We start from the raw sequence: 24,045 nt of genomic DNA, 5'->3' as shown, positions 1-24,045 counted from the left end.
TGAAATGAGAAAGCTGGTTTTTGCAATTATTTTGGCATTCACCTTTTATATTGCGGGAATGTACCGGCATCCCGGTCTGATGGTTCTGTTTTTTGCAGAAATAGCTTTAACGGTTGTGATGTTTCTTGCCTGTCATTATATGAAACGGAATTTATCTCTGGAGATTCCCCAAAAAAGCGGCGTTGCAAGAAAGGAGCAGACCATCTGGTGTGCGCTGACGGCAAGAAACAAGGGGAAACTGCCGGTGAGCCGTTTCCGGGTGAGACTTAAAGTGCGCTACCCCGGACAGCGTACCTGCAGGACCAAAAGGATATACGGAGAGAGCGGATGCGGAGAAAATCTGCTGCAGTTTGGCATACTGGCCCGGTACTGCGGTCTGGTGCAGCTTAAGGTAGACAAGCTGAAGGTTTATGATTATCTGTCATTATTCCATGCCGGGAAAAGCATTGAACAGGAGATGACGATTGCGGTGTTTCCCACAGAGAGCAGCATAGAGACACAGCTTTGGGCATTTTTGGAAAGCCAAGGGTCCATCCTGTCTGCACAGGCGGCAAAGGGCGCCAGGGAGGACGGGGACGAGGTCCGTCAGATCAGAGAATACCGTCAGGGAGATTTTGTGCGCCATATTCACTGGAATCAAAGCGCCAGAACGGGACAGTATTGGGTCAAGGAGTATGAACGGGAGACAAACGCCCAGGTGTGCCTATGGATTGACCTTTCCGGACAAAGAAAGGCTGCAAGAAGGCAGCTGGACGCATTTTATGAGCTTTTGTGGAGCTTTCTTGTGGGAATGCTGAAAAGGGACATGGCTGTGCAGGCCTTTTGGAGGGAAGAGGGGGGAAATGGGATTCAAACCATGAGAGTGTCCGAAGGAGAACAGTGTCAGGAGCTTTTTTTGTCCCTCTACCGGCTGGAAGCACAAAAAGAGGAACGGGAGCAGGAAGGAACGGGGAATTTCGGGGAAAATAAATATGGCTTTGGGGCTGCCCTTGTGTATTTTGCAGCGGGAGTATGCGGACTGCTTTCACTGATTCCAGCCCTTAACGGGGTGGACAGCAGCCCCTATATGGTGTATCCGGCAGCAATTCTTTTGTGTACGCTTTTATGGGCTTCCTTTTGTTACAGGCGGCCGCTGTTTTATCTGCTCCTTGTCCTGATTCTTCTGGGGGAGGGCGTCACTGCCTTTCTGATGTGGGACAGGCTGTGGGAGCAGGGGACGCAGATCGCTGCCAGCCTTGCGGGGGAAACCAATCTGTCCCAGATGACAGTGACGCTGCTTGTGATGACAATAATGCCGCTGCTTGCTCTTTTTTTGTTTTTACTGGAGTTTATTCTCAGAAAGCACCTGCTTGTATGCCTGCTGCCCTTCCTGTTAGATTACCGCAGGCTGCGGAGGCTGAAAAAAATGAAAGGGGAGGGCTGCCGGAAAGTTTATGCAAGATTTTTGCAGATGCTTCATTTCTGCGGCTGCATGAAGGGATGGGACGGCACAGAACCAGACTTTGCAAAGGAGACGGCAAAGCAGCTTAGCTGGATGAAGGAGGAAGAGATCTGTAAGATGCAGGATATTGTAAGCCAGGCGGCCTTCGGGCCTTCTCAGCCCCAAGAAGAGCAGGAGACCTTTGTATATCAGGTATACTGCAAGGCGGCGCAGGGAATGCTTTCTTCCCTGAAGTGGCATAAGAGACTTATCTTCTGCTTTTTTAAGGCGTACGCTTAAAGAGGCTGATTAAAATGCCGATGATCATTCCCGCAGCGGAGAAAAAGAGCCCCGGCATCATATCGCTTGGGGCAGGAGCCCTGAGGCTGCAGGTGGAGAGCATATTGGCAAGGGAAAAGGTGACGTAAGGGGCAAGCATGTACAGAACGCCGAAATAAAGCAGCACAAGTCCCTTTTTATTTCCAAACGACCTGTCCTTTCCTGCAAAAATGGAGAGGACAAAGGTGCTGAAGGGCAGAACAAAATGGAGGAAAACAAGGGAGTATCCCATTGCGTCCCTACGGGCTCCCAGCCAGAAGGCGGCTGCAGACAACGCCCAGATGCAAAGATAAATCAGAAGCAGATGCTTTATTGACAGCTTTTTAAATTTTTTCTTCATGTTTTCCCCATTTCTGCGCTTTTTTCTTTTAATTTGTTTTTTCTTACAGTGACAGCGTCTTGCTTTTGACGCTGTCATTTTCATTATACGACAGGGAGATTTCCTTGTGCAAGCAATAGTTGAAAATAATCAGAATTTATGCTAAATTTAAAATACAAATATAGGATATAAAAGAGGAATTTCTAAAAATTGAGGATGGGTGGATGAAAAGGTGGATAAGCATCCTGGTTCTGACAGCTATGCTGCTTGGCGCATGCTGCAGAACACAGGAAAACGGGGAAGAAAATCCAGAGACCTATTCTGCAGCAGAAACAGACAGGATACCTGTTGCCTGCTGGGAGACAGCAGATATGCAGATGGCCTCTGAAATCATAGGCGATACCTTGTATTATGTAAAAGGAGATTGGAATCCGGAAAAAGGCTGGATAGACAACGCCTGCATTTACAAAAAAGAGCTGAATGCCGGGGAGGAACAGAAAATTGCAGATTTTGGGGGTAAGGGACTGCTTCTTTTTCTCTTGGATGAGGAGGGGGCGGTGTACAGCCTTTACGGGACAGAAAAGGAAAGCACCGGATTTTTTCTTCAAAAGCAGGACAATGAGGGTAAGCTGGTCTATGAACGTCTTATTGTAAAAGAAGACGACAGCCAGAATACGCAGCTTTTCCAAGGCATTGCAGATGCTTCCATGGGGGAGATAAGCAAAGAGGGAGAAGTGTGTCTGGCAAACGCAGACGGCGGACTTTATCTTTTTGACGCAGACGGAAAGCTTTTGCACAGCGGCAGTGCCGGGTGGGATGCGCAGTCCTATCACAGCGCGCGGAAGGGGCTTGTCAATGCAGGCAGCGAGGGCATTTATACCTACTCCATCGAGGAAAGGGAAATCCTCTTTCAGAAAATGGATACTGCCGGGGGCAGACTGCAGGAAATCAAAAAAATAGACTTAGGTGTGCTTGGTATGGAACAAGGCGCAGTTGAAATCTATGATGGATATGAAATGGGAATATTGATTTCCGACAGCGACGCCTTGTGGAAATATGATATTTCTCAGGACAGTCTGGAGAAGGCGCTGGACTGGGGTGCAGGCACGGTAAATCTGAAGGGTTATATCATTGACGCAATCGGCATAACGGAAGAAGAGGAATTGTATCTTTTGGCCCATACTTCTTACGATGATGTGATTTCAGCAAGGGTGGTTTATCAGGACGAAGAATACATTCCCCAAAAACAGACGGTCACCCTGGGGCTGATTGAAAGCTATGGGGTGGTGACTGAAATTGCAGAAGATATGGATATTATAGTCCTTGATCATAAAAAAGTACTGGAGGACCTGGAGCCTTATTTTCAGACAAGCGATCAGGTGAGTGAGGAGGAGCTTTTGCCTTGCGTGGTGAGAGCGGGAACCATTTCCCAAAGTCTGGTATGTGTGTTTCCCCATTTCCAGATCAATGGATTTTGGGTAGAAAAAGGCACTGTCCAGGATGGCAGCTGGACTACAGAAGAATATCTGGCCTTTGGGGAAAGCGCTCCCTGGGCAGTTTTGATGGATGGAAATCCCAAGTACTATTACAGCGATGTGCTGAGGTTGCTTATGCAGGCAGATATGGACAGCTATGTAAATTGGGAGGAAAAAAGCTGTAGCTTTGAAAAGGAGGAGTTTATTGATCTGGTCAGGAAGGTGAAGGCTCTTCCGCCGCCGCAAAATGCAGACACCTGGGAATATGATATGGACAGCGAGAAATTTTATGAAAATCTCGTGCTGACAAAAACCTTTTATATGAGCGGTATTTACTGCAGCGATGTGATAGAGAGAAACGGAGGGCTTGCTCAGGGGGAATCCTACGAGGTCGCAGGATATCCGAATCAGGAGGGAAAGCCGGTTTTTGAAATCATACCGCCTGTGTCCTTTGGCATAAACAGCGCCTCGGGGAACAAAGAGGGAGCGTGGGCCTTTCTGGAATATTTACTGTCTAAGGAGTATCAGGACAGGGTGATGAGCTTTCCTGTCAGAGAGGATTCCTTTGAAAGACAGCTTGCGCTGGAGCAATACCGGCATTCTGACATGGCCTTTTCGGAAGAGGACAGAGAATTTTTGAGATTTATGGTGGACAATGGGTACTGGCTGAAGGCTTCACGCGCTCTGGAGATATCGGTTATGATATCGGAGGAGATGGCTCCGGTGTGGGAAGGAGAAAAAACTGTGGAGGAAGCGGCACAGATTCTGCAGAACAGAGTTATGCTGTACTTGAATGAATGATTTTATGACGAACAGTATCCGGTTCGTATCCGGCGTATTTTGCGCCAATTATTGAGGAGATGGAAAACTATCCGGAAAAATATGCGGACGCGAGTTTTTTTGTAATGAAAAAATGGTGGTCAAAGGGTGTGCAGACAGGAATCTATGACAATGAGAGCAAAATATACACAAGCTATTTTGACGGCGTCACTGAGGAATTTGATCTCAGCAAGGTATTGACAGAATCTGATGTCTGGGAATGGACTACTGCAGGCGCTTTTCAGACCAAAGAGGAAGAAAGAACCTATATTGCATTGATCGATTTCAACCTTGCGCTGGAAGAGGGGAAAGAGCCAAGTCCGCAAATCCTTCTCCTGGATTATGCAACCGATGATCCAAAGGATTATCATGTGACTCCTTATACGGTGGAGCCGCCCAAAGAATTTTGCTGGGTGGATCAGTGCTACCGGCTGAATGATAAGATATACATTGCAAGCAGCAGAATAATGGGAAGCGACGGAGAAATGCAGCACCTGGGCGCAATCGATTTGAAAAGCAAGGAGTTCTATGACTGTAAGGATGAATGGCAGAATTTAAGCAGGTATGCAAAGAGCAAGTTTGAAAAGGAGTATGCGCCATTCTTTTTCAGAACCGTTTTGGAGCAGGATGATGTGATTGTCTATTCGGCGGCAGTGTCAGAGGCGGATGATATACCCTGTATCGGAGCTGTTTTTATGGCGTGTAAGGAGGGCGTCCCCGCAGCCTACATGAGCTGCGATTTCCGCTGCGAGACGCTGCAGGACGGCATAGAGATCGATTATGTGGAAAAGGGAGAGGAGACCTCTGCCCGGGAATCCGATCAGCAGATCATTGTTCAGGAAAAAGAGGCGTGGGATTATAGTGACGTAATCATTTCCGACATACCCGAGGACGCATCAATACGTGCTATTGCATCAAATGGAATTTATTATCAAATTCAGACTGGTATTGATTATTCTAAAGAAGAGCCAACAACGGAAAATGAATTTCATTTTCTGGACAGTTCCGGTAATGACCGAATGCTTTTACAAAAAAGGATATGCACATGTATAATACGAAGAGCGTCGGCGATAATATGCTTTTGTGCAATGTAACGGAAGACGGCATGGAAATCATCCAGCTTTCACCTGATGGAAATATTCAGCCCCTGTTTCACCAAAATGCACCGCAGTTTCCTTTCAACCAGACCTGTGAACAGTACATGGTGAGTATCCGTAATCATTTTGTGGAAGATTCTCATATGTATGAAAATATTCTTATCCTGGAGGATATGGAGAAGAAGGAAGAAAAGGTAATCTACAGCACGCTATGGGATAATGAGAACGGGATAGGGGAGGATCTGGGCTGCGTCTCCATAAACAACGAGACCGTTTGCTTTACTCTAAATAAAGAATATAAGGATAAGAAAAGCGAACATGTTCTGTTTTTATACGATATCGAAAAAGAAAAAATTGTTGAGGAGATTCCGCTGCGGACACGTGTATGCTATGCAGCGTACGGAGGGGAAGGCGGGCTGCTGTTGTCGGAAACGGACGATTCAAAGTATTTGGAAGAAGCAGGTTCTCTTGGATATATCGAAGATGGAGCCTATGTGGAGACTGCAAAGGTTCCGCTTATTTCAGCTTCCAATCTGATCAGGGATGCCCGTTATACCGGGGAGGGATATTATTTTACTACTGTTGATGCCGCATATTATTGGAATACAAAAGCAAATGAGATTTTTGTATTTGATAATCAGTGGCTGGAAAATAAAAAATCACGAATATGGGCATCTGATGATGGACTGAAATATGTGGGATACGACGGGGACAACACATTTATAAGAACACTGTGGGTAAGATAAAGCTCCGTTCCCGTAACCTTACCAGCGAAAAGACCCACACTTACACTGGGCAGAATGATTTCTGGAGTATCTGCCCCAAAATGAAAAAGAGGACGCTGCTTTGTCATCTGATTTGATGACCTGGCAGCGTCCTCTTAAAAGTCTTACTTTATAGAAGCCTTTTCTTAGCCGAAATATCTCTTTAACAGACCCTCGAATGCCTTGCCGTGGCGAGCCTCGTCTCTTGCCATCTCATGCACGGTGTCATGAATAGCGTCAAGATTCAGAGCCTTTGCACGCTTAGCAAGATCAAACTTGCCTGCGGTAGCGCCGTTCTCAGCGTCAACTCTCATCTCCAGATTCTTCTTGGTGGAATCGGTAACAACCTCGCCCAAAAGCTCAGCAAACTTTGCTGCGTGCTCAGCCTCCTCGTAAGCAGCCTTTTCCCAGTACAGACCGATCTCGGGATATCCCTCTCTGTGAGCAACGCGAGCCATTGCAAGATACATACCAACCTCAGAGCACTCGCCCTCAAAGTTTGCGCGAAGGTCAGCGATAATATCCTCAGGAGCGCCCTGGGCAACGCCTACCACATGCTCTGCAGCCCATGTTTTCTCACCGGACTGAACAGTAAACTTCTCAGCGGGAGCATGGCAGATCGGGCACTCAGCGGGAGCTGCATCTCCTTCATAAACATAACCACATACTTGACATACAAATTTCATACTCTTAATCTCCTTTTCCTTATAAATAGTATTTTAAATTGAAAGAGCTTCCGTTTTTGCACAGTTGCCGCAGGTACCGTAAAAATAAGTTACATGACCGTCGATGGTTCCGTTGAAATTGGCGCCGGCAATCTCCTTAATGCCTTCAATGCTTTCCATTTTCAGGTCTATTACACTGCCGCATTTTGTACAGATAAAATGGTAATGAGGCGAGGTGTCGGCATCGAAATGATCTGTACCGTCCCCCAGGCGCAGACGCTGTATTTCCCCGATGTCAGCCAGAAGGGAAAGGTTGCGGTAAACGGTGCCGAGACTGATATTCGGATTCTGCCTGCGGACATTCATATAAACAACGTCAGCGGTGGGATGGTCGTGTCTTGTCTTGAGAAAGTCTTTTATCATCTCGCGCTGTCTGCTGTATTTTAGTGCCATTGCATCCTCCTTTTCAAAAATCAGTAATCATTACTGTTTTTATTATAAAGGATAATTCCAGATTGTCAATAGGATTTAAAAAATTTTTCAGCGGTATCTTTCCGAAAGGTAAAGCTGCACTCTGTTTTGGATCAGTCCTGTAACCTCTTCCACCGTTTTGTCTCCGGCAAAAAAGGCTTCGCTTTCTTCGCACACAATTCTGAAAACATCATCATCAATGCTTCTGTTGTCCATATGGGAAGCTTGTATTGTTTCCACCAAAAGAGCGATATCCTGCGCAGAAGCATCTATTTTTTCAGGCTCGGCTGTCTGCGATGGCGTCCTTATATATTGCTCAAAACTGTCTTTGCGCACAGGGAAAGAGGCTAAAAGACGGCTCCTTTCCTGATTTTCCCTGGACAGCAGGAATTCTAAGAAAGCCCATGCTCCTTCCTTATTTTTAGAAGCGCTGTTCATGGAAAGCCGCAGCTGGGAAGACATTTTGTGATAGGGCTCCCCGCTTAGGGAAGGATAGCCCTTCCAGCTGGAAGCTGAACCATATTGTTGCTGCAGCAGCAGAAATTCTTCCGTGCTTCCAAAGGAAATTTCCTGCAAAAGGATTGCTCCCTCCTCAAAAAGAGCCTGAAATTCCTCCACAGTCACAGAATCCTCCATAGGCCCTGTCTGTATCATGCACATATCCCTGATTTCCGTAAGAAGCGCCGAAAAAGAAGCGTCAGTAAAATTACATTTTCCTTGCTCATAATCCACAAAGGAATCCATGCCCGCAAAGAGTGCAATGCCAAGGGCCTGCCGATAGGACATATAGACCACCAGGGGAGTGTCAGGGTGCGCAGCTGCATACTGGGTAAACTCTTCAAAGGTCCAGCCCTGTCCGGGGGCAGGAGCATGGCTCACATAAGTATTCACCTGAAAAAAGGGAATCACCAGCCGGAATTTTCCTCCAATCTGCCCCTCCTCCCATACATTTTCCAGAATATTTTCCTTTTGTATAACTTGGCTGTCTTTTAGATAGGGTTCCAGATTCTCAAAAACTTCCTTGTCAGCCAGAGATGCCACATCCAATGCGCTTACATCGATCAAATCCGGCGCTTGGCCCTGCAGAATATCCAGGTATACATTTTCCATAATTTCTCCGGTCTCATCTCTTGGAAAGTAGTGAACCAGCTCTACAAAGTATTTCTGGGAGTATCTGTTAAACTGTCTCACCGTTTCCTCAACATCTGCAGTAGGCTGTCCGTTTATCAGCATAGTTCCAAGGGTTATGGTTTCCTTTTGAGGGAGAAGTCCCTCGTCGGCCCAGGAGATCACAGCCTTTTCGTAAAGCGTAAAGCCAGAAGCGTCTATTTTTTGAAAGAGCAGCACAAGCTCTCCGAGGCTGTTTTCGCCAAGCAGGCGCAGATCGCCGCCGTCCAGATTGATATAGGGATTCTGCCAGGAAAGTATTTTTTCCGGGGTATTTTCCTGCAAATCATAACAGTATAGGCTTTGTCCCGTGGCAATCCAAATGCAGTCCAAGGCACCAAAGACCTGCAGAATTCCTGCTTCATCGCCGTCGTAAGGAAAGGAGATCTGTGCTGTAAACTGGCCGTTTTCTTCGTTTAAATAGTAAAAAAGCAGTTCTCCGCCCATGTCTTGATACCAATAAAACCCATCCATTCCAGAGACAAAGAAACCGTTTTCGGCCAGAGGCATACCGGATTCCCACTGCCCCGTCAGTTGTCCCTCTCTGTCAAAGACAAAAATGCTGCCCTCCCAGGTATACAGGCACAGCCGTCCCGCTGCGTCCACAGTACAGCCCGCTGCATCCGCCAGCGTATCCTGGGGAAGCTCTGTTACAGGAAGCATATAAAGCTGCTGCCCCTTGCAGTCCCATTTACCCACATAATAAGCCTGCTCCTCTTCGGAAAAAAGCAGCTCATACAGGTTTGCGCCTGCATCCAGCACTGCCTGCTTTACACAAGAGCCATCCGTCTGCTTTAAAAGAAGTGTTTCCTCTTCAAAGCTATCCAAGTCTCTCCTGCAGAAGGAGACTACGGTGGTTTTATCCCCAGCACCATCCGTCTCCAAGTCCTTGCTCACATAAAAAAAAATAGGACTCCTCAAGGATACATTCAGACAGGATATTGGGAAGATTTAGATGCACCGCTTCCACTTGAGCCGTGGGAACCATGACCCCGGTGGGAACCAGATACGGAGAAGGGGCTTCTTCCTCTTGTTTTGTACAGCCTGTTATGCCAAGAAAAAGTGCTGTCATTAAGATAAGTAAGGAAAAATGTTTCATAGAGTGTAACGCTCCGGCTTCTGATTTTAAATATGAAAGGTACAGCTTACAACAAGTTGTTAAGAAATTCGTTATAAAACTGCCTCTCTTTATCGCGCATACGATTTACAGCATTGTTATGTCCCATTGGACTGCTCAGATTCTCAATGGCTTTTTGCGCATATTCAACTGCGCTTTCTACTGTGGTTCCCAGTACGGCAAAGTCCTTTCCTGCTATTGTGTTAAGAAATATCTGCTTATAAAGTTCAGAAAAATAAGTAACATTGCCGTCTGTGTTCTTTGAAAATACACTGCCAACTGTCATAAGCGCATTTTCCCATGCTGTCCTCACGGATTTGGGACTGTTCTCAAAAAGCTGATCAAACAGACTGTTATCAGTTAAAAGCATATCTGCATTTCTGAATGCTTCTATGTCAAATTCGTGGTTTAAATACATATCCCAGAAGTCCTCGTGTGCCAGATATGCTTCATACTTATAAATCCAATTCCGCTCACCTTTTTGTCTTTCAAACAATGGCTCACAGCTGTCATAAGCCTCCTCGGAAAGCTGTTTGCTCCACAAAATTTGCCGTCCCGGCTGATTATTGGTATCATCAACACATTCCAACACACCGGTAGAGTGATTGTAATAAAAAGAAATTCCGGAATCAGGAAAAGAGCACACAGAGCATTCCGTTACATTTAGATATTGTGAGCTGATTTCTGTTTGCGCTGCCGTGTCAGAATACCGCTCATACATAGTTAGAAGCTTTTTGCCCTTTGAAAAAAGATCCAACGCTTTCGCATCGGCACATTCTTTCAGAATATTGCACACCATTTCTGTCTGCTCAACCCAATCCACTTTTTCTGTCCTGAATTATTCCCAGGCGGAAATGCTTACATCAATCTGCTTCGTGCAGCCATTCTGCTTTGCGGTTTCTTCATAAATCTGCAAGGTTTTAAAGGAGCCAAATGTGCTGCCGGTTCCCGTTCCGTATTTATCTTCATAAGAGCATAGCGCAAACATTTCCATTCTTGTGGCATTTTGAGGATCAACCCGACTGATATCAATGTTATAAACCTCTTTTTTGCCGTCCAGATTAGAAATAATCTGAACAATGGGTTTATCCGGAGTTGACTCCTCTGAAAGCATTGCCCTCATTCCATAAACCACGGAGCTGCCTTCTTCGGGAATCATAGTTAAGCCAAGAAATATGCCTTCGTCCTCTGATGCTGCTTCTGTCACTGCGCCTACATATACCGTCTCTTCAGATGCCCGTGAATTTCCGGCTGCCTGATATCTGTGCTCTGCACTATAAATGTTGCTGACCTGCATTGTTCCCCCTCCTGTCCTCTGCTTATAAAGTACATTTTCCTTTATTTTAAGCATAACCCCTCACGCTCCGTCTGTCCACAAAATCCTGTTTCAAGCCTTCATTTTTTAAGATTTTTTTTATGATAAAATTCCCCTGTTTTTACACATTGAAGAAAAGAATGTGATATAATAAATTTGCTTTGGAGAAATTTGTTTTGCCGTAGGGTGCCTGGAAAGGAAGATCACATGAAATTTAAAACTCGTCTGCGGGTAACCTTTATCACAATTATAATGCTTCCGCTGGTGCTGACAGCCATTGCTTTTATTACCATCGGGATTTATCTTATGAACATGAACCAGGGCTTTTCCCTGGAGGCCTTTGACTATTCCATGATGTCAGAAGGCATGGAGGCCTTTGTCAATACCACGGATGAAGCTTACTATGTGCTTTTGGAGCAGGCCGAAGAGGATCCTTCCAAGTTTGAGGACAAAGAGTATCTGGAGATGATAAATTCGGAGGTTTCCCGAAAATCCACTTATCTTCTGGTGAGAAAGGGAGATGAGATTTATTATACGGGCAATGAAGCCGCCGCAAGGCTCATTTTTCAGAAGCTGCCGGATTACGGTGAGGGAGAGCTGAGCGAGGATTCCGGAGTTTACTATAATGAACTGGAAAAATATGTAAAGCAGATTGATTTTACCTTTTCCGATGGAACAGAGGGCAGCGTTTTTGTGGTGACCAAGGTGAATGCTCTGATCTCAAGACAGCTGCTGATTGATATGTTTATCGCCATACTGCTGATTTTGGTGTTCACCAGCATGATGCTCACGCAGTGGATACAAAAGGGGGTATTTAATCCCATTGACGAGTTGAATATTGCTATGCGCAAAATCAAGGAGGGCAATTTTGATTATGCCCTTCAGACGGACGCCAAGGGAGAGATCGGGGACCTTTACCGCAATTATGAGGATATGCGGCTGCGCCTGAAGGAGTCCACGGAGGAAAACCACCAGCATGAGGAGCAGAACAAAGAGCTGGTCAGCAATATTTCCCATGATCTGAAAACACCCATCACGGCTATCAAGGGCTATGTGGAGGGCATTATGGACGGCGTTGCGGATACCCCGGAGAAAATGGATAAGTATATTAAAACCATTTACAACAAGGCCAACGATATGGATAAGCTGATCAATGAGCTGACCCTTTATTCTGGAATTGACAACAACCGCATTCCCTATAATTTTCGCCGTATCAACGTGGCGGATTATTTTGGGGATTGTGTGGAGGAGATCGGACTGGATTTGGAGTCCAAAAATATTGAGCTGAATTATTCCAATATGGCGGATCCCTCCACCATGGTCATTGCAGATCCGGAGCAGATGAAAAAGGTAATCAATAATATTATCAGCAACAGTGTGAAATATATGGATAAGCGTCACGGTGAAATAGATATCCGCATTCTGGATGAGGTGGATTCCATCCGGGTGGAAATTGAGGACAATGGCAAGGGGATTGCCCAGAAGGACCTGCAGAAAATTTTTGAACGCTTTTACCGGACGGATGCTTCCCGTAATTCCGCTCAGGGGGGAAGCGGCATTGGGCTTTCCATTGTAAAGAAAATCATTGAGGATCACGGCGGATATATCTGGGCGACCAGTAAGGAGGGGGAGGGGACCTGTATGCACTTTGTGCTGCGAAAGTACATTGAGCTGCAGCCCCAGGAAACAGTGGCATAAGGCGCAAAGCAGCGCAGAAATGAGGTAAAGTATGAGCAAAATTTTAATTATCGAGGATGAAGTAGCAATTGCAGATTTGGAAAAGGACTATCTGGAGCTTAGCGATTTTCAGGTGGACATCTGCAACACAGGGGACGAGGGCCTTAAGACCGCATTAAGCGGTGACTATGATCTGGTGGTTCTGGATCTGATGCTTCCCGGAATAGATGGCTTTGAGGTGTGCAAGAAAATCAGAGAAGAAAAAAATATTCCTATTCTCATGGTGTCTGCCAAGAAGGATGATATTGATAAGATCAGGGGACTGGGACTGGGAGCAGACGACTATATGACAAAGCCCTTCAGCCCAAGTGAGCTGGTGGCCCGGGTGAAGGCGCATCTGGCCCGGTATGAGCGCCTGGTGGGGGCCAACCAAAAGCCCCAGAATGATATTGTGGAGATCAGGGGAATCCGCATCGACAAGACAGCGAGACGGGTTTACGTGGACGGGGTGGAAAAAACCTTTACCACCAAGGAATTCGACCTTTTGACCTTCCTTGCGGAAAATCCCAATCATGTGTTTACCAAGGAAGAGCTGTTTCGGGAAATCTGGGATATGGATTCTATCGGAGACATTGCCACCGTCACCGTCCATATCAAAAAAATCCGGGAAAAAATTGAGAAGGACACCGCAAAGCCCCAGTATATTGAAACCATCTGGGGGGTGGGCTACCGCTTTAAGGTGTAAATGCTTTGTGCCGCGCAGAATGGGAAAGCTGCGCGGCCTTCTTTTCGCTGTGTTTTTCAGTCCTTTTTACATTTCATTGAAATAGAGCTGTACCCGGTTCTGGATGATTTCTGCAGCCTCTGGGGCTGTTTTGTCTCCGGAAAGAAAGGCGTCTATTTCTTCAAACAAAACCTCGCTGATCACCCTATTGTTTATGCTCTGACTTACATACATATGCTCTGTCATAAACCCAAGAGCGTCCTTTTCCTGTTGGGTGACAGCATCCCCCATATATTGGGCCCTCTGGACAAAGGGCTTGTCCAGATACGCCTCAAAGCAGTCCTTTCTCACCGGGAAGCCACGGCCGCTTTCCCCGTACCAGCTCTGCTCCGCTTCTGATAAGAGGTATTCTATAAAAGCCCAGGCGCCGTCCTTGCACTGGGAATTGCTGTAAATGGCGAGCTGCTGTCTGGGGTTCAGCACATGAAAGGGACTGCCGTCGGTGGTGGGATAGCCTACACTTTTTGCCTGACCTTGATATTTTGCGGCGGTGGTGTGGTAGTCGTAGGGGGAGGAATAGTAGGCAAACCGTATCAAAAATTCCCCGGAGGTAAAGGCGTTTATTTCATCGTCCAGGTAAGTGACTTCTGGGTAGTTGATTTGATCAGAATCCTGCAGGTGCAGGGTTCCCATCTGCTCCAGCAGACGGATAAATTCCTCACTGTCAAAGCTGCAGGTTTTCTCCTCCCAATCAATAAAGTCGTCCAGGCAGGCTGTGGTGAGAATCCGGAATACATTGGAATATTGATAGTATTCCAATGGACGGCTTTCCGGATAGTCCTCTTCCAGGGCAAAAAAATCCTCCGCTGTCCAGCCCTGTGCAGAGAGATTTTCCGCCCGGCAGTCCAGAGTATGAATACTGAAGCTGACCACAGCGCCGCAGAAACGATCCCCCACAAAGCCCGCCTCCCAGACAGCGGGCAGCAGATCCTCCTTTGACACCGTATCACTGTCCTGGAAATAAGGCTCCAAATCCTCCAAAAGCCCCTTTCCCGCCAAAAGCTCGGGGGTAATCCATTGAATATCTAAAAGATCCGGAATCTGCCCGCTGCCGTACATCATGGCTTCCTCCAACATGCCGATGTCATAGGTGATAAGCTCCACACTGTATTCCTTGCTGTTTCTGTTAAAGCCAAGCACTAAGCGATCCATGTCCGCATAGGGCGAAACGCCGAGAAGCACAGTCTGCTTCTGCGGAAGGTAAGCCTGATCCACATAAACAATTCTGGCACTTTCCGCCACAGAGGAGCGCCAATCATACAAAAGCACTTCAAGATCTGCAAGATCAGAACTCTGCCAGTCTGCAAAACGGATACCCTCCACACAGGAGCCGTCTATATTGATATTGGCGTCCTGCCAGTCAAGGAGCAGCTCCCCCTGGCTGCTTTCGGGGTCGTAACGCCAAAGACTGCGGCTGGTGGAGAGCAGAATTCCTTGCTCGTAGCCGCTGAAAAGGGCATAAGCGCCGAGGGGAGCATCCAGAAAATCCGTCATTTTCCTGGTTTCTACTGCACCGAAATAGCCTCTTTCCATGTCAGCCCTCTGCAAAAGCATGATATCATCTACGCTTTGGTAATCCTGCTGCCACAGATAGGATGCTCCGTCCTGCCCTGTGACAAGCTCCCCCTGGGAAAGCTCTGTGGGGGAGGCGCCTATATACTCCCCGGCAGTGTTGAAAAAATAACCCATGCCATTGCTTTGGTCCAGCAAAAGGACATTTCCGCCAGAATCCGCAAAGCCCTTGGTCAGATAGGCCGGAGAGGGAACCTGTAGGGTTGAGGTGGGAAAATAATTACAGTAAAGAATTTTCCCAGCAGCGCTTTGCTTCTGCAGATAAAGGCTTTCATCGGACAGACGCATGCCAAACAGGTACAAATTATCATCCCTGTCGGTGAAAAACAGATAGAGATATTCCTCTGACGCGTCTGTCTGCTTCAAAACCGCAGGCTGTGTGCCCGCGTCTATTGGGGCTTGCTGCAGAAAAGACTGCATATTTTCCGACCCTTCTGGAGTAAGGTATTCCCGGTATATTAAAGTATCCTCCACCCAGCAATAAGCATTGATGGGGTCAAAGGGTGCTTTCACCTGTACAAATTCTGCAGTGGGAACCAGAATGCCGGAGGGCTTTGCTGGGGCGTTGTCCGAAGGGGAGCTATCCTCCCCCTTTTGGCCACAGCCGGTGAGACAGAAAAGCAAAAGGAAAAGACAGCTGCCTAAAAGTCTTTTTTTCATATTTCCTCTCATTCTGCCGCGTGAGCGGCTTTGTAATCAGAAATCTTAATCCTCCAATCCGCCGTAAACGGACCATGTTACTTTTGTAATTATAGTATAAGGAAGGATGGAGCGCTTCGCAACTATATTCTGGTGCAGACAGAAAATGAATGTGGTATAATCCCTATAAAGATGCTGTCAGCTTTTAGCCAGACAAAGTAATAGGGAGGATGAAGCTATGCTGCCCCAGCCTTTTTTGGATAGAATGAAGGGTTTGCTTGGAGAGGAATATGAGGTGTTTGTAAAAAACCTTACACAGGAAAGCTGTCAGGCTCTGCGTGTGAACCTGGGAAAGGTGAAGGGGGAGAGTCTTCCCTTTCACTTAACGCCTGTCCCCTGGGCAGAGGGAGGCTATTATTATGAAAAAGAGGATCAGCCGGGGAAGCATCCCCTCCATGAGGCCGGGGCCTATTACATTCAGGAGCCCAGCGCCATGGCGCCTGCACCCCTTCTTGCACTGCAGCCGGGGGAGAGGGTGCTTGATTTGTGCGCTGCTCCCGGAGGAAAAAGCACACAGCTGGCTGCCTGTCTTAAAGGAAAGGGCCTTTTGGTGTGCAATGAGATTCATCCTGCCAGAGCCAGAATTTTGTCGGAAAATATAGAAAGAATGGGCGTGAAGAATGCTTGTGTCACCAACGAAGCCCCGGAGACGCTCTCAAAGCTATTCCCCGGATATTTTGACGCCATTTTGGTGGACGCTCCCTGTTCGGGGGAAGGTATGTTTCGAAAAAATGAGGAGGCCTGCGCGGAGTGGAGCCCGGAGAACGTGGAGCGCTGTGCCCACCGTCAGGATGAGATTCTGGAACAGGCCGCTGAAATGCTTCGGCCTGGGGGCAGGATGGTCTATTCCACCTGCACCTTTGCACCCCTGGAAAACGAGGGAAGTGTGAGCCGATTTTTAAAGAGGCATCCGGAATTTTCCATTGTGCCGGTGGATCAGGAACGGTTTTGCCAGGGGGCCCAAAAGGCGACGGCCTGCCAGGGGAGGCCCCAGTGGATTGAAAACCCGGTTCCGGGACTGGAGGGCACTTTGCGCCTGTGGCCCCATCATGTGAAAGGAGAGGGGCATTTTGCCGCCCTTCTAAAAAAGGCGGGAGAACTGGAGGAAGGACTGCGCCCGGAGGGGAGAAACGGTCTGGAAAAGGGCTTGCCGGAGAGGGAGCTTGGGGAGTGGACGGCCTTTCAGAGAGAATTTTTGAAATGGTCTTTTTCCGGGAAGTATTTGAAATTCGGAGATCAGCTTTATCTTGCGCCCGGGGAGCTGCCAAGCCTTAAGGGGCTTAAGGTTCTCAGGCCCGGACTGCATCTGGGAACCTTAAAAAAGAACCGCTTTGAGCCCTCCCATGCCCTGGCTCTGGCCCTGCTCCCCGGGGAGGCCGTTCATGTGTGGAACCTGGATGCAGAGGATCCTCAGGCAAGGGCTTATTTAAGCGGACAGACCTTTCCGGCGTCGGGGGAAAAGGGCTGGTATCTGATCTGTGTGGACGGCTGCAGCATGGGCTGGGGAAAGCTTGCAGGAGGCATTATGAAAAATCATTATCCCAAGGGGCTTAGAAAATGAAAACAGAGATTCTTTATCAGGACCAGGCATTGCTGATTGTGAGAAAGCCCTCAGGGCTTGCAGTTCAGACTGCCGCCATCGGAAAGCCGGACGTGGTAAGCGAGCTGAAAAATGCTTTGGCGGACAGAGGAAGGAAAGGGAAGGATGAGCCCTATCTGGGAATCATCCACCGGCTGGATCAGCCTGTGGAGGGGCTTTTGGTTTTTGCCAAAACCAAGGAGGCTGCGGCGGCCCTTACAAGCCAGCTTGCCAGGGGAGAGCTGAAAAAGCGTTATTATGCCGTGGTCTGTGGACAACCGCCTAATGACCAGGGGGAATTGGTGGATTATTTGTATAAGGACAAAAATCAAAGGGCGCAGATTTTGTCTCCTGCAGATTCCCATTTTAAAGAGGCCAGGCGGGCGGTTTTGCATTATCGTATTTGCCAGAAAATAGCATTTGGAGATTGCCGGCTTTCTCTGGCGGAAATTTCCATTGAAACAGGACGCTTTCATCAGATACGGGCCCAGATGGCCCATGCCGGGATGCCCCTTTTGGGAGATGTGAAATATGGAAATGAAGAGTCGTTTCAGGCGGCGGAGAAACTGGGCATTGGAAGCGCTGCCCTCTGCGCCTTTGATATCAGCCTGCGCCATCCGGTGACCAAAAGACCTATGCACTTTCAGATCAGGCCTGGCGCCAAGGCCTTTTCTTTTTTTGAAATAGAAACGGATCCCAAGGGCAGCTTATAATTCCGGGGAAAAATACCATACTAATCCTTAGAAAAAGGTGAAGGGGCAATATGGTATGTTAAGCAGATGGAAGAACAATAAAGTGGTGCTGCTGCTTCTTTTGACGGGAGCCGTATATTTTTTTCTGGAGTATATCACCCCCTTGGTGGCTCCGGTTCTGACAGCCATGCTTTTTGTCACAATTTTTGGGCCCACTATGAAAAAAATGCAGGAAAAACTGCATATCCACAGACAAATTGGCGCAATTATTCTTCTGCTGGTGGCAGGTGCAATTTTAGTGTCATTAATCTGGATTTTGTTTTCCTGGATTGTGGGGAGCCTGCCGGGCTGGATTGACGGGCTGGACGCTTTGTATGGAGAGCTTCAGGTGATTGTGCACAGAATTTGCGAGACGGTGGGCGGTATGATCGGTGTGGACAGCGTTTATCTGGAGGACACGATTTTAAGCCGCATCCAGGAGGGAATCGACTATTTTCAGCTGGAAACTGTGCCGGGAATGCTGTCCCAGTCCTGGGAGTATGTGAAGGCTGCGGGGGCTGTGGGTGGATTTTTGATGACCTTTCTCATTGCGGCGGTGCTGTTGGCCAAGGATTATGATGACATCATGAACCGGCTGCTGGACAGGGAGGAATGCCATGTGCTGTTGGAGGTGATCTGCGGCATTATCCGGTATATTGCCACCTTTGTGAAAGCCCAGGTGATTATCATGAGCGTGATCGGGGCGGTGTGCGCTCTGGGTCTTGGAATCGGGGGCGTCCGCCATGGAGTGCTCTGGGGGCTTTTGGCGGGCATTCTGGACGCGCTCCCCTTTGTGGGAACGGGAATTGTGCTGATTCCCCTGGCGCTGCTCCAGCTTTTTTACGGAAGCTTTGGCAGGGCGGCTCTTTGCATCGCGCTTTATGTGGTCTGCATATTTTTAAGGGAATTTCTGGAACCCCGGCTGATTGGAAAGCGTATCGGGGTAACGCCCATTGCGGTGCTGATCTCCCTGTATGCTGGAATCGGTCTCTTTGGCATTTGGGGAATCATCAAGGGCCCTCTTGGATTTATTTTGATTTACCAGACTTATCTGAGCATTCGAAGGAGAATGGAGGCAAAGGAGGGCGTACTTACCCGGGAGTAGAAACACACCTGCAAAATTTGACGAAAGAAGGGGAATGGGCTATGATAGAAGCGTCCGGGAAAAACAGCTTCCAGGACGATAAAACAACAACGGAGGAAATTATGAGCCGTCTTATCCGTAAGTCCAGGGAAACAGAGTCAGCAGCCCTTTCCGTAAAGAAATTTTTCCAGCAGGTAATTCATTATATTCTCTGCCTTTATATCCTTTTGATACTGGGTGTGCTGCCCTTTTATCAGGAGGAGGGCTATTCTCATATCGGAACGGACAAATCCACCTTTTTTAATCAGGTCAGCGTTATGGCCGGAAGGCTGCTTTTTCCCCTTCTTTTGTGTTATCTGGCAGCTTCGCTGATAGAATGCCTCCAAAGGGGCAGAGCAAAAAAGAACGAGACAGAGCAAGAGGGGGAAGGTCTTTGGAAAGGCCTGAAAAAGAGCCTGTCCCTGACAGATGGATTCGCTCTTTTATACGGGATTGTCCTGCTTGTCTCCTACGCCTGCTCCCGGTATCGGGACACTGCCCTGTGGGGTGAGGATTGGTGGTTTATGGGATTGTATCCCCAGCTTGCGCTGCTTTGCATTTATTTTTTCCTGTCCAGACTGTGGAACCCCAGAAAGGAGTTGTTTTTTCTGGTTTTCCCGGTGTCCGGGGTGGTATTTCTTTTGGGCTTTCTAAACCGCTTCGGCATTTATCCACTGGATATGCAGGTGAAAAACGTTCAGTTTATCTCTACCATAGGAAATATCAACTGGTACTGCGGGTATCTGGTCTCAGTGTTCTTCGGAGGCGTGTTCCTGCTGTGGCAGCAGGCGGCCCAAAAGCCCTGGCAGAGGGCTTTGTTTGGCGCATATGTGGCGGCAGGGTTTGCAACCCTGGCCACCCAGGGCAGCAGCAGCGGTATCGTGTCGCTGGCAGCAGTGGTGCTTGTGCTTTTGTGGCTTTCCGCGCCAAAGGGGGAGAGAATGCAGCAGCTTTGGCTGATTTTGCTGCTTTTTTCTGCCGTCTGTCTTATCATTTTTTGTATACGCCGGATATTTCCTGAGAGCATGACCTATTCCGACACAGTTTCGGAGCTTTTGACAGGAAGCCCTCTGCCCATAGTTATGACAGCAGTGTCGGCGCTTGGCTATCTGGGCATTGTCTGGATAAGAAAGAAGAAGGATTATCCGGAGAGACTGGCAGTGGGACTGGCCCGGGGGCTGTGCATCGGGATTCTTCTTTTGGCGGCGGTCATCGGTGCATTGATTTGTGTGAATACTCTTTATCCCGGCTGCATCGGGCCGCTGTCTCAGACCAGCGCTTTTACCTTCTCCCCCGCCTGGGGCAGCAACAGGGGAGCCACCTGGAAAGCGGGACTTATGTGCTTTTTGGAACAGGATTTTCTGCACAGGCTGATTGGAGTGGGACCGGACTGTATGGCGGCCTACCTGTATGGAAACGGGAGCGAAGAGCTGCTTTCCTTGGTGAGGGAACGGTTTGGGGAGGCCAGACTTACAAACGCCCATAACGAATGGCTTACGGTTCTGGTAAACACGGGCGTGACGGGAGCTACAGCCTATGTGGGCATGATTGTCAGCGCCATAGTCAGATATATCAGACAAAGGGATAGAAACTACATAACAGCCGCAGCGGGCTTCTGCCTGCTGGCCTACACCGTAAACAATATGTTCAGCTTCCAGCAGGCTATGAACGTATCCACTATGTTTGTAATTTTTGGGATAGGGGAGGCTTATCAGAGGAGGAAAGAAAATGTTTCGTGAAATGAGAAGAAAAAAACAGCAGTTATCCATGGAGGAAAGCCGCCGGATTTTAGATGAGGGAACCTCCGGCGTGCTTGCCCTGTCCGGCGATGAGGATTACCCTTATGCCGTGCCCATCAGCTATGTTTACGACGGGGACAGGCTTTATTTTCACTGTGCCAAAAGCGGACATAAGCTGGATGCGGTCAGGAGAAATCCCAAGGCGTCCTTTTGTGTGATCGGGCAGGATCAGGTGCTTCCCGAGAAATACACCACATTGTTCCGCAGTGTGATCGTCTTTGGAACCATCCGCATCTTGGAGGAGGACGATGAGAAGCGAAGGGCCATTGAAAAGCTGGCCCTTAAGTATGCGCCGAAGGATACACGGCAGAACAGGGAGGCTTACATTGAAAAGGACTGGAAGCCCTTGTGTATGCTGGAAATGACAGTGGAGCATATCACGGGGAAGGAGTGTATTGAGCTGGTAAGGGAAAAAGGATAAGCATGCTGTCATATTCCAGCTTTCCTTTAGCTGCTTCATCTCTTTCTTATGTAGGCTTCAGCCCAGGACAGCTTTCCCGTGGAATGTAGGTCACAGGAAGGCTGATGGACTGCCTCTCTGTTTCCTGATGGTTCATCAGCCGGTATAGGCAATGGAGACACTCCACAGCTACGTCTTCAATGGGGAGGTAGACAATGGAAACAGAAGGATAGCTCACTTCACATTGATCCAGTACGCTGTTGCCAACGGCAATAAACTTTAATTGCGAAGGTATTTGTATTTTGCTTTCATAAAATGCCCGAAGAGACCCTAACGCCAGTGTATCGCCCAGAAAGAAGATAGAATCCACATCAGGATGCTCCCGTAAAAGCCGTTGCGTGGCTTCATAGCCGCCGCGCTTAGAATTTTCGTTATAATAAATCCAAGGCTCCCGCATACCGTGCTCCATGCAGATATAGGAGAAAAGATTAATGCGCAGCAGCATACCGTTGAAGGTGATGGGACTTGAGATAATGGCTGGTTTCCTGGCGCCGTGTGAAGCGAGAATATCGGCTGGTATAGTGCCTATGGTTCTGTCGTCCATCGTAACTGCAGAGTATTTTTTAGAATAACGGTTATAAAGAACAATGGGCCTTGGAAAGGAAGAGTTGTCCAGAAATTCCAAATCCTCTTCGGTGGCATTGCAGATAATGATACCGTGGCAGGATACGATTAAATCCTCGGCCATTGCTTCTTTTAAGTGTCCGCCTTTATAGGGACTAAGCAGGATTTCACAGGAATAGTCCTGATGGAGAATCTCTGCTTCTATACTTTTAAAGAAACGGATCATGGAATCCGCCCGGGAATCTGCAATCCAAAAAATCAGAATACGATAGTCAAAGCTGTTTCTTGCAGTCCGCAGATTTACGGCCTGCACGTTTGGCTTGTAGCCGCAGTCCGCTATAATCTGGCGGACTCTTTTTACTGTTTCAGGCGATATTTTTCTTTCCCTTTCTTTCCCATTTAAAATAATGGAGACTGTGCTGGGAGAGACCTTGGCCTTTTCTGCAATTGTCTTTATGGTAACCATAATTTCCCCTTTAATAATAAAATAATGAATGCAAAAAAATTATATTTCCAAGCATTGTACAACGTTTTACTTAAAAATGCAATGGGATTTTTGACCAAAAAAGCACAAAAAATAATGTCAAAAAAGCATAATTGACAGAAACTGAATGTTGCTATATCATTAGTACAACGATATAGTAAAACGATTGACTAGTCTATGCGTGAAATTAAAGAGACAAGGAGGAAAAATGGAAAAAGTAATAATTGGCGGCGGCCAAGGCTTTTGGGGAGACAGCAATGATGCCGCCGTACATATGGTAAGGCACAGTAATATCAATTATATGGCGTGCGACTACCTTGCAGAGCTTACGCTTTCTATTATGGCAAGGCAAAAGCTGAAAAATCCCCAGGCCGGTTATGCCGGAGACTTTATTGGCATGATGAAGGAATGTGGCCAGGAGGCATATGAAAAAAACATTAAGGTTCTCACCAATGCCGGAGGAATGAACATTAAAGGGATGGTGGACGTGCTGGCGGCTCAGGCAAGGGAGCAGAAGCTTTATGACATGAAAATCGGATATGTGACAGGCGATGAAATTTCAGCACAGATTCCGGAGCTGCTGCGGCAAGGGGTTACGTTTGACAATATGGACGATACAGGCAGCTTTGAGGAGGTAAAGGATAAAATTTATAATGCCAATGTCTATTTTGGGCATGAACCCATTTTGGATTGCCTAAAGCAGGGGGCTGACATGGTTATTACGGGACGCTCCACAGATTCCGCACTGTTTCTGGCCCCTTGCATGTATGAATTAGGCTGGGAGCCAGATGATTGGAATAATTTGGCAAGAGGCATTATGGCCGGACATTTGTTGGAATGCGGAGGCCAGGGAGCTGGCGGAAATTATGACTATGGATGGCGGGACGTTCCGAGGATGGATGAGCTTGGATTTCCTATTGCAGAGGTAACGAAGGACGATTTTGTGATTACCAAGGCGCCGGACTGTGGAGGAATCATCTGCGAGCAATCCTGCAAGGAACAGTTTTTGTATGAGGTGCACGATCCGGCAAATTATATTACGCCGGATGTGACGGTGGATATCAGTCAGGCTTCCTTAACACAGATTGGGGAAAACCGTGTGAGGGTAAAAAATATCAGGGGAAAGAAGCGGCCTGAGATGTTGAAGGTATCTATGGGCTACCACGCGGGATATAAGGTGGTGGGAATGCTCAGCTTTGCATGGCCTGACGCATATGAAAAAGCACAGTATGCAGCAGATATCATCAAAAAGAAAATGAAAAGAAAAGGACTGCAGGCAGAGGAAGTCAGAGTCGATTACATAGGAGTAAACGCCCTGCATCTGGGAGTAGCCGATATGGACGAGAAAAAGCTGAAGGATGTAAATGAAGTGGTTTTAAGAATTGCAGTCCGGACAGTGAAAAAGGAAGAGGCGTATAAGCTTGTGCCGGAGATTGCCCCCCTGCAGCTGAACGGACCGCCAGGCGCCAGCTTTTTTGGCGGAAGGCCGAAGGTTCAAGAGGTAATCGGGCTGTGGCCGGCGCTGGTTCCAAGAGATGCAGTCAAGCTGGAGAGCCATATTCTCAGGGTTGGGCAGGAGCAATAGCGTGAAAGACAGCGCAGAAA

20 protein-coding genes are annotated in these 24,045 nt (G+C 47.7%); 12 read left to right on the top strand and 8 right to left on the bottom strand.

The annotated features are described in order from the left end of the window. Positions 1-4 precede the first annotated feature (4 nt). A complete protein-coding gene (locus tag SHK35_RS01860) occupies positions 5-1,720 on the top strand; it encodes a DUF58 domain-containing protein (RefSeq protein ID WP_318708280.1) in 1,716 nt (571 codons plus the stop codon). Here SHK35_RS01860 and SHK35_RS01855 read toward each other — a convergent pair. Continuing rightward, positions 1,704-2,099 (bottom strand): hypothetical protein, encoded by a 396-nt coding sequence (locus SHK35_RS01855; protein WP_318708278.1) that lies wholly within the window; start codon positions 2,097-2,099, stop codon positions 1,704-1,706. The two genes, SHK35_RS01860 and SHK35_RS01855, sit on opposite strands and share 17 nt — an antisense overlap. 203 nt (positions 2,100-2,302) lie before the next feature. Between SHK35_RS01855 and SHK35_RS01850 the strand changes: the two genes are divergently transcribed. The 3 genes from SHK35_RS01850 (at position 2,303) to SHK35_RS01840 (ending at position 6,215) form a co-directional block, all read left to right on the top strand. Continuing rightward, positions 2,303-4,354, top strand: a complete 2,052-nt coding sequence (locus SHK35_RS01850; RefSeq protein WP_318708274.1) for an extracellular solute-binding protein — start codon at positions 2,303-2,305, stop codon at positions 4,352-4,354. A gap of 104 nt (positions 4,355-4,458) precedes the next feature. Beyond that, on the top strand, positions 4,459-5,466 hold the full coding sequence (locus SHK35_RS01845; RefSeq protein ID WP_318703426.1) for a hypothetical protein: 1,008 nt from the start codon (positions 4,459-4,461) through the stop codon (positions 5,464-5,466). After that, positions 5,418-6,215, top strand: coding sequence for a hypothetical protein (locus SHK35_RS01840; RefSeq protein WP_318708272.1), 798 nt, complete (start codon positions 5,418-5,420; stop codon positions 6,213-6,215). The genes SHK35_RS01845 and SHK35_RS01840 overlap by 49 nt, the downstream gene beginning before the upstream one ends. A gap of 164 nt (positions 6,216-6,379) precedes the next feature. On the opposite strand, the gene SHK35_RS01835 is transcribed toward SHK35_RS01840, so the two are convergent. The 5 genes from SHK35_RS01835 to SHK35_RS01815 form a co-directional block, all read right to left on the bottom strand. Then, positions 6,380-6,919 carry an NADH peroxidase gene (locus tag SHK35_RS01835; protein WP_318703428.1) on the bottom strand — a complete coding sequence of 180 codons (540 nt, stop codon included), beginning with the start codon at positions 6,917-6,919 and terminating at the stop codon, positions 6,380-6,382. A 33-nt stretch (positions 6,920-6,952) separates the two neighbouring features. Continuing rightward, positions 6,953-7,351 carry a Fur family transcriptional regulator gene (locus SHK35_RS01830; RefSeq protein ID WP_318703429.1) on the bottom strand — a complete coding sequence of 133 codons (399 nt, stop codon included), beginning with the start codon at positions 7,349-7,351 and terminating at the stop codon, positions 6,953-6,955. A gap of 87 nt (positions 7,352-7,438) precedes the next feature. Beyond that, positions 7,439-9,364 (bottom strand): ABC transporter substrate-binding protein, encoded by a 1,926-nt coding sequence (locus SHK35_RS01825; protein ID WP_318708270.1) that lies wholly within the window; start codon positions 9,362-9,364, stop codon positions 7,439-7,441. A gap of 317 nt (positions 9,365-9,681) precedes the next feature. After that, positions 9,682-10,476 (bottom strand): hypothetical protein, encoded by a 795-nt coding sequence (locus SHK35_RS01820; RefSeq protein ID WP_318708268.1) that lies wholly within the window; start codon positions 10,474-10,476, stop codon positions 9,682-9,684. Positions 10,477-10,491: 15 nt separating this feature from the next. Beyond that, positions 10,492-10,950, bottom strand: a complete 459-nt coding sequence (locus SHK35_RS01815; protein WP_318708267.1) for a hypothetical protein — start codon at positions 10,948-10,950, stop codon at positions 10,492-10,494. A gap of 225 nt (positions 10,951-11,175) precedes the next feature. On the opposite strand from SHK35_RS01815, the gene SHK35_RS01810 reads away from it, so the two are divergent. Then, positions 11,176-12,666 carry a sensor histidine kinase gene (locus SHK35_RS01810; protein ID WP_318703434.1) on the top strand — a complete coding sequence of 497 codons (1,491 nt, stop codon included), beginning with the start codon at positions 11,176-11,178 and terminating at the stop codon, positions 12,664-12,666. 31 nt (positions 12,667-12,697) lie between these two features. Next, positions 12,698-13,390 carry a response regulator transcription factor gene (locus tag SHK35_RS01805; protein ID WP_318703435.1) on the top strand — a complete coding sequence of 231 codons (693 nt, stop codon included), beginning with the start codon at positions 12,698-12,700 and terminating at the stop codon, positions 13,388-13,390. Between the two features lie 66 nt (positions 13,391-13,456). On the opposite strand, the gene SHK35_RS01800 is transcribed toward SHK35_RS01805, so the two are convergent. Then, a complete protein-coding gene (locus SHK35_RS01800; protein WP_318708265.1) occupies positions 13,457-15,661 on the bottom strand; it encodes an ABC transporter substrate-binding protein in 2,205 nt (734 codons plus the stop codon). Between the two features lie 217 nt (positions 15,662-15,878). Between SHK35_RS01800 and SHK35_RS01795 the strand changes: the two genes are divergently transcribed. The 5 genes from SHK35_RS01795 to SHK35_RS01775 are packed head-to-tail and all read left to right on the top strand — an operon-like array spanning position 15,879 to position 21,353. Beyond that, the gene (locus SHK35_RS01795) at positions 15,879-17,261 is read left to right on the top strand and encodes an RsmF rRNA methyltransferase first C-terminal domain-containing protein (protein WP_318708264.1); all 1,383 of its coding nucleotides are present in this window, start codon (positions 15,879-15,881) and stop codon (positions 17,259-17,261) included. Next, positions 17,258-17,992: an RluA family pseudouridine synthase gene (locus SHK35_RS01790; protein ID WP_318708263.1), complete on the top strand. Its 735-nt coding sequence runs from the start codon at positions 17,258-17,260 to the stop codon at positions 17,990-17,992. Before SHK35_RS01795 ends, SHK35_RS01790 begins: the two co-directional genes overlap by 4 nt. 55 nt (positions 17,993-18,047) lie before the next feature. Continuing rightward, a complete protein-coding gene (locus SHK35_RS01785) occupies positions 18,048-19,115 on the top strand; it encodes an AI-2E family transporter (protein ID WP_318703440.1) in 1,068 nt (355 codons plus the stop codon). Positions 19,116-19,156: 41 nt separating this feature from the next. Continuing rightward, on the top strand, positions 19,157-20,872 hold the full coding sequence (locus SHK35_RS01780; RefSeq protein ID WP_318708261.1) for an O-antigen ligase family protein: 1,716 nt from the start codon (positions 19,157-19,159) through the stop codon (positions 20,870-20,872). Then, a complete protein-coding gene (locus tag SHK35_RS01775) occupies positions 20,862-21,353 on the top strand; it encodes a pyridoxamine 5'-phosphate oxidase family protein (protein ID WP_318708260.1) in 492 nt (163 codons plus the stop codon). Before SHK35_RS01780 ends, SHK35_RS01775 begins: the two co-directional genes overlap by 11 nt. Positions 21,354-21,399: 46 nt before the next feature. Here the strand turns inward: SHK35_RS01775 and SHK35_RS01770 are convergent, their stop codons facing one another. Beyond that, positions 21,400-22,422: a LacI family DNA-binding transcriptional regulator gene (locus tag SHK35_RS01770; RefSeq protein WP_318708259.1), complete on the bottom strand. Its 1,023-nt coding sequence runs from the start codon at positions 22,420-22,422 to the stop codon at positions 21,400-21,402. A gap of 226 nt (positions 22,423-22,648) precedes the next feature. Between SHK35_RS01770 and SHK35_RS01765 the strand changes: the two genes are divergently transcribed. Then, on the top strand, positions 22,649-24,025 hold the full coding sequence (locus tag SHK35_RS01765) for an acyclic terpene utilization AtuA family protein (RefSeq protein WP_318708258.1): 1,377 nt from the start codon (positions 22,649-22,651) through the stop codon (positions 24,023-24,025). Positions 24,026-24,045: the final 20 nt, after the last annotated feature.

It is taken from the genome of Candidatus Acetatifactor stercoripullorum, assembly GCF_944382095.1.
In the GTDB taxonomy this organism is placed as follows: domain Bacteria; phylum Bacillota; class Clostridia; order Lachnospirales; family Lachnospiraceae; genus Acetatifactor; species Acetatifactor stercoripullorum.
This window is presented reverse-complemented; position numbering and strand designations above follow the sequence as displayed.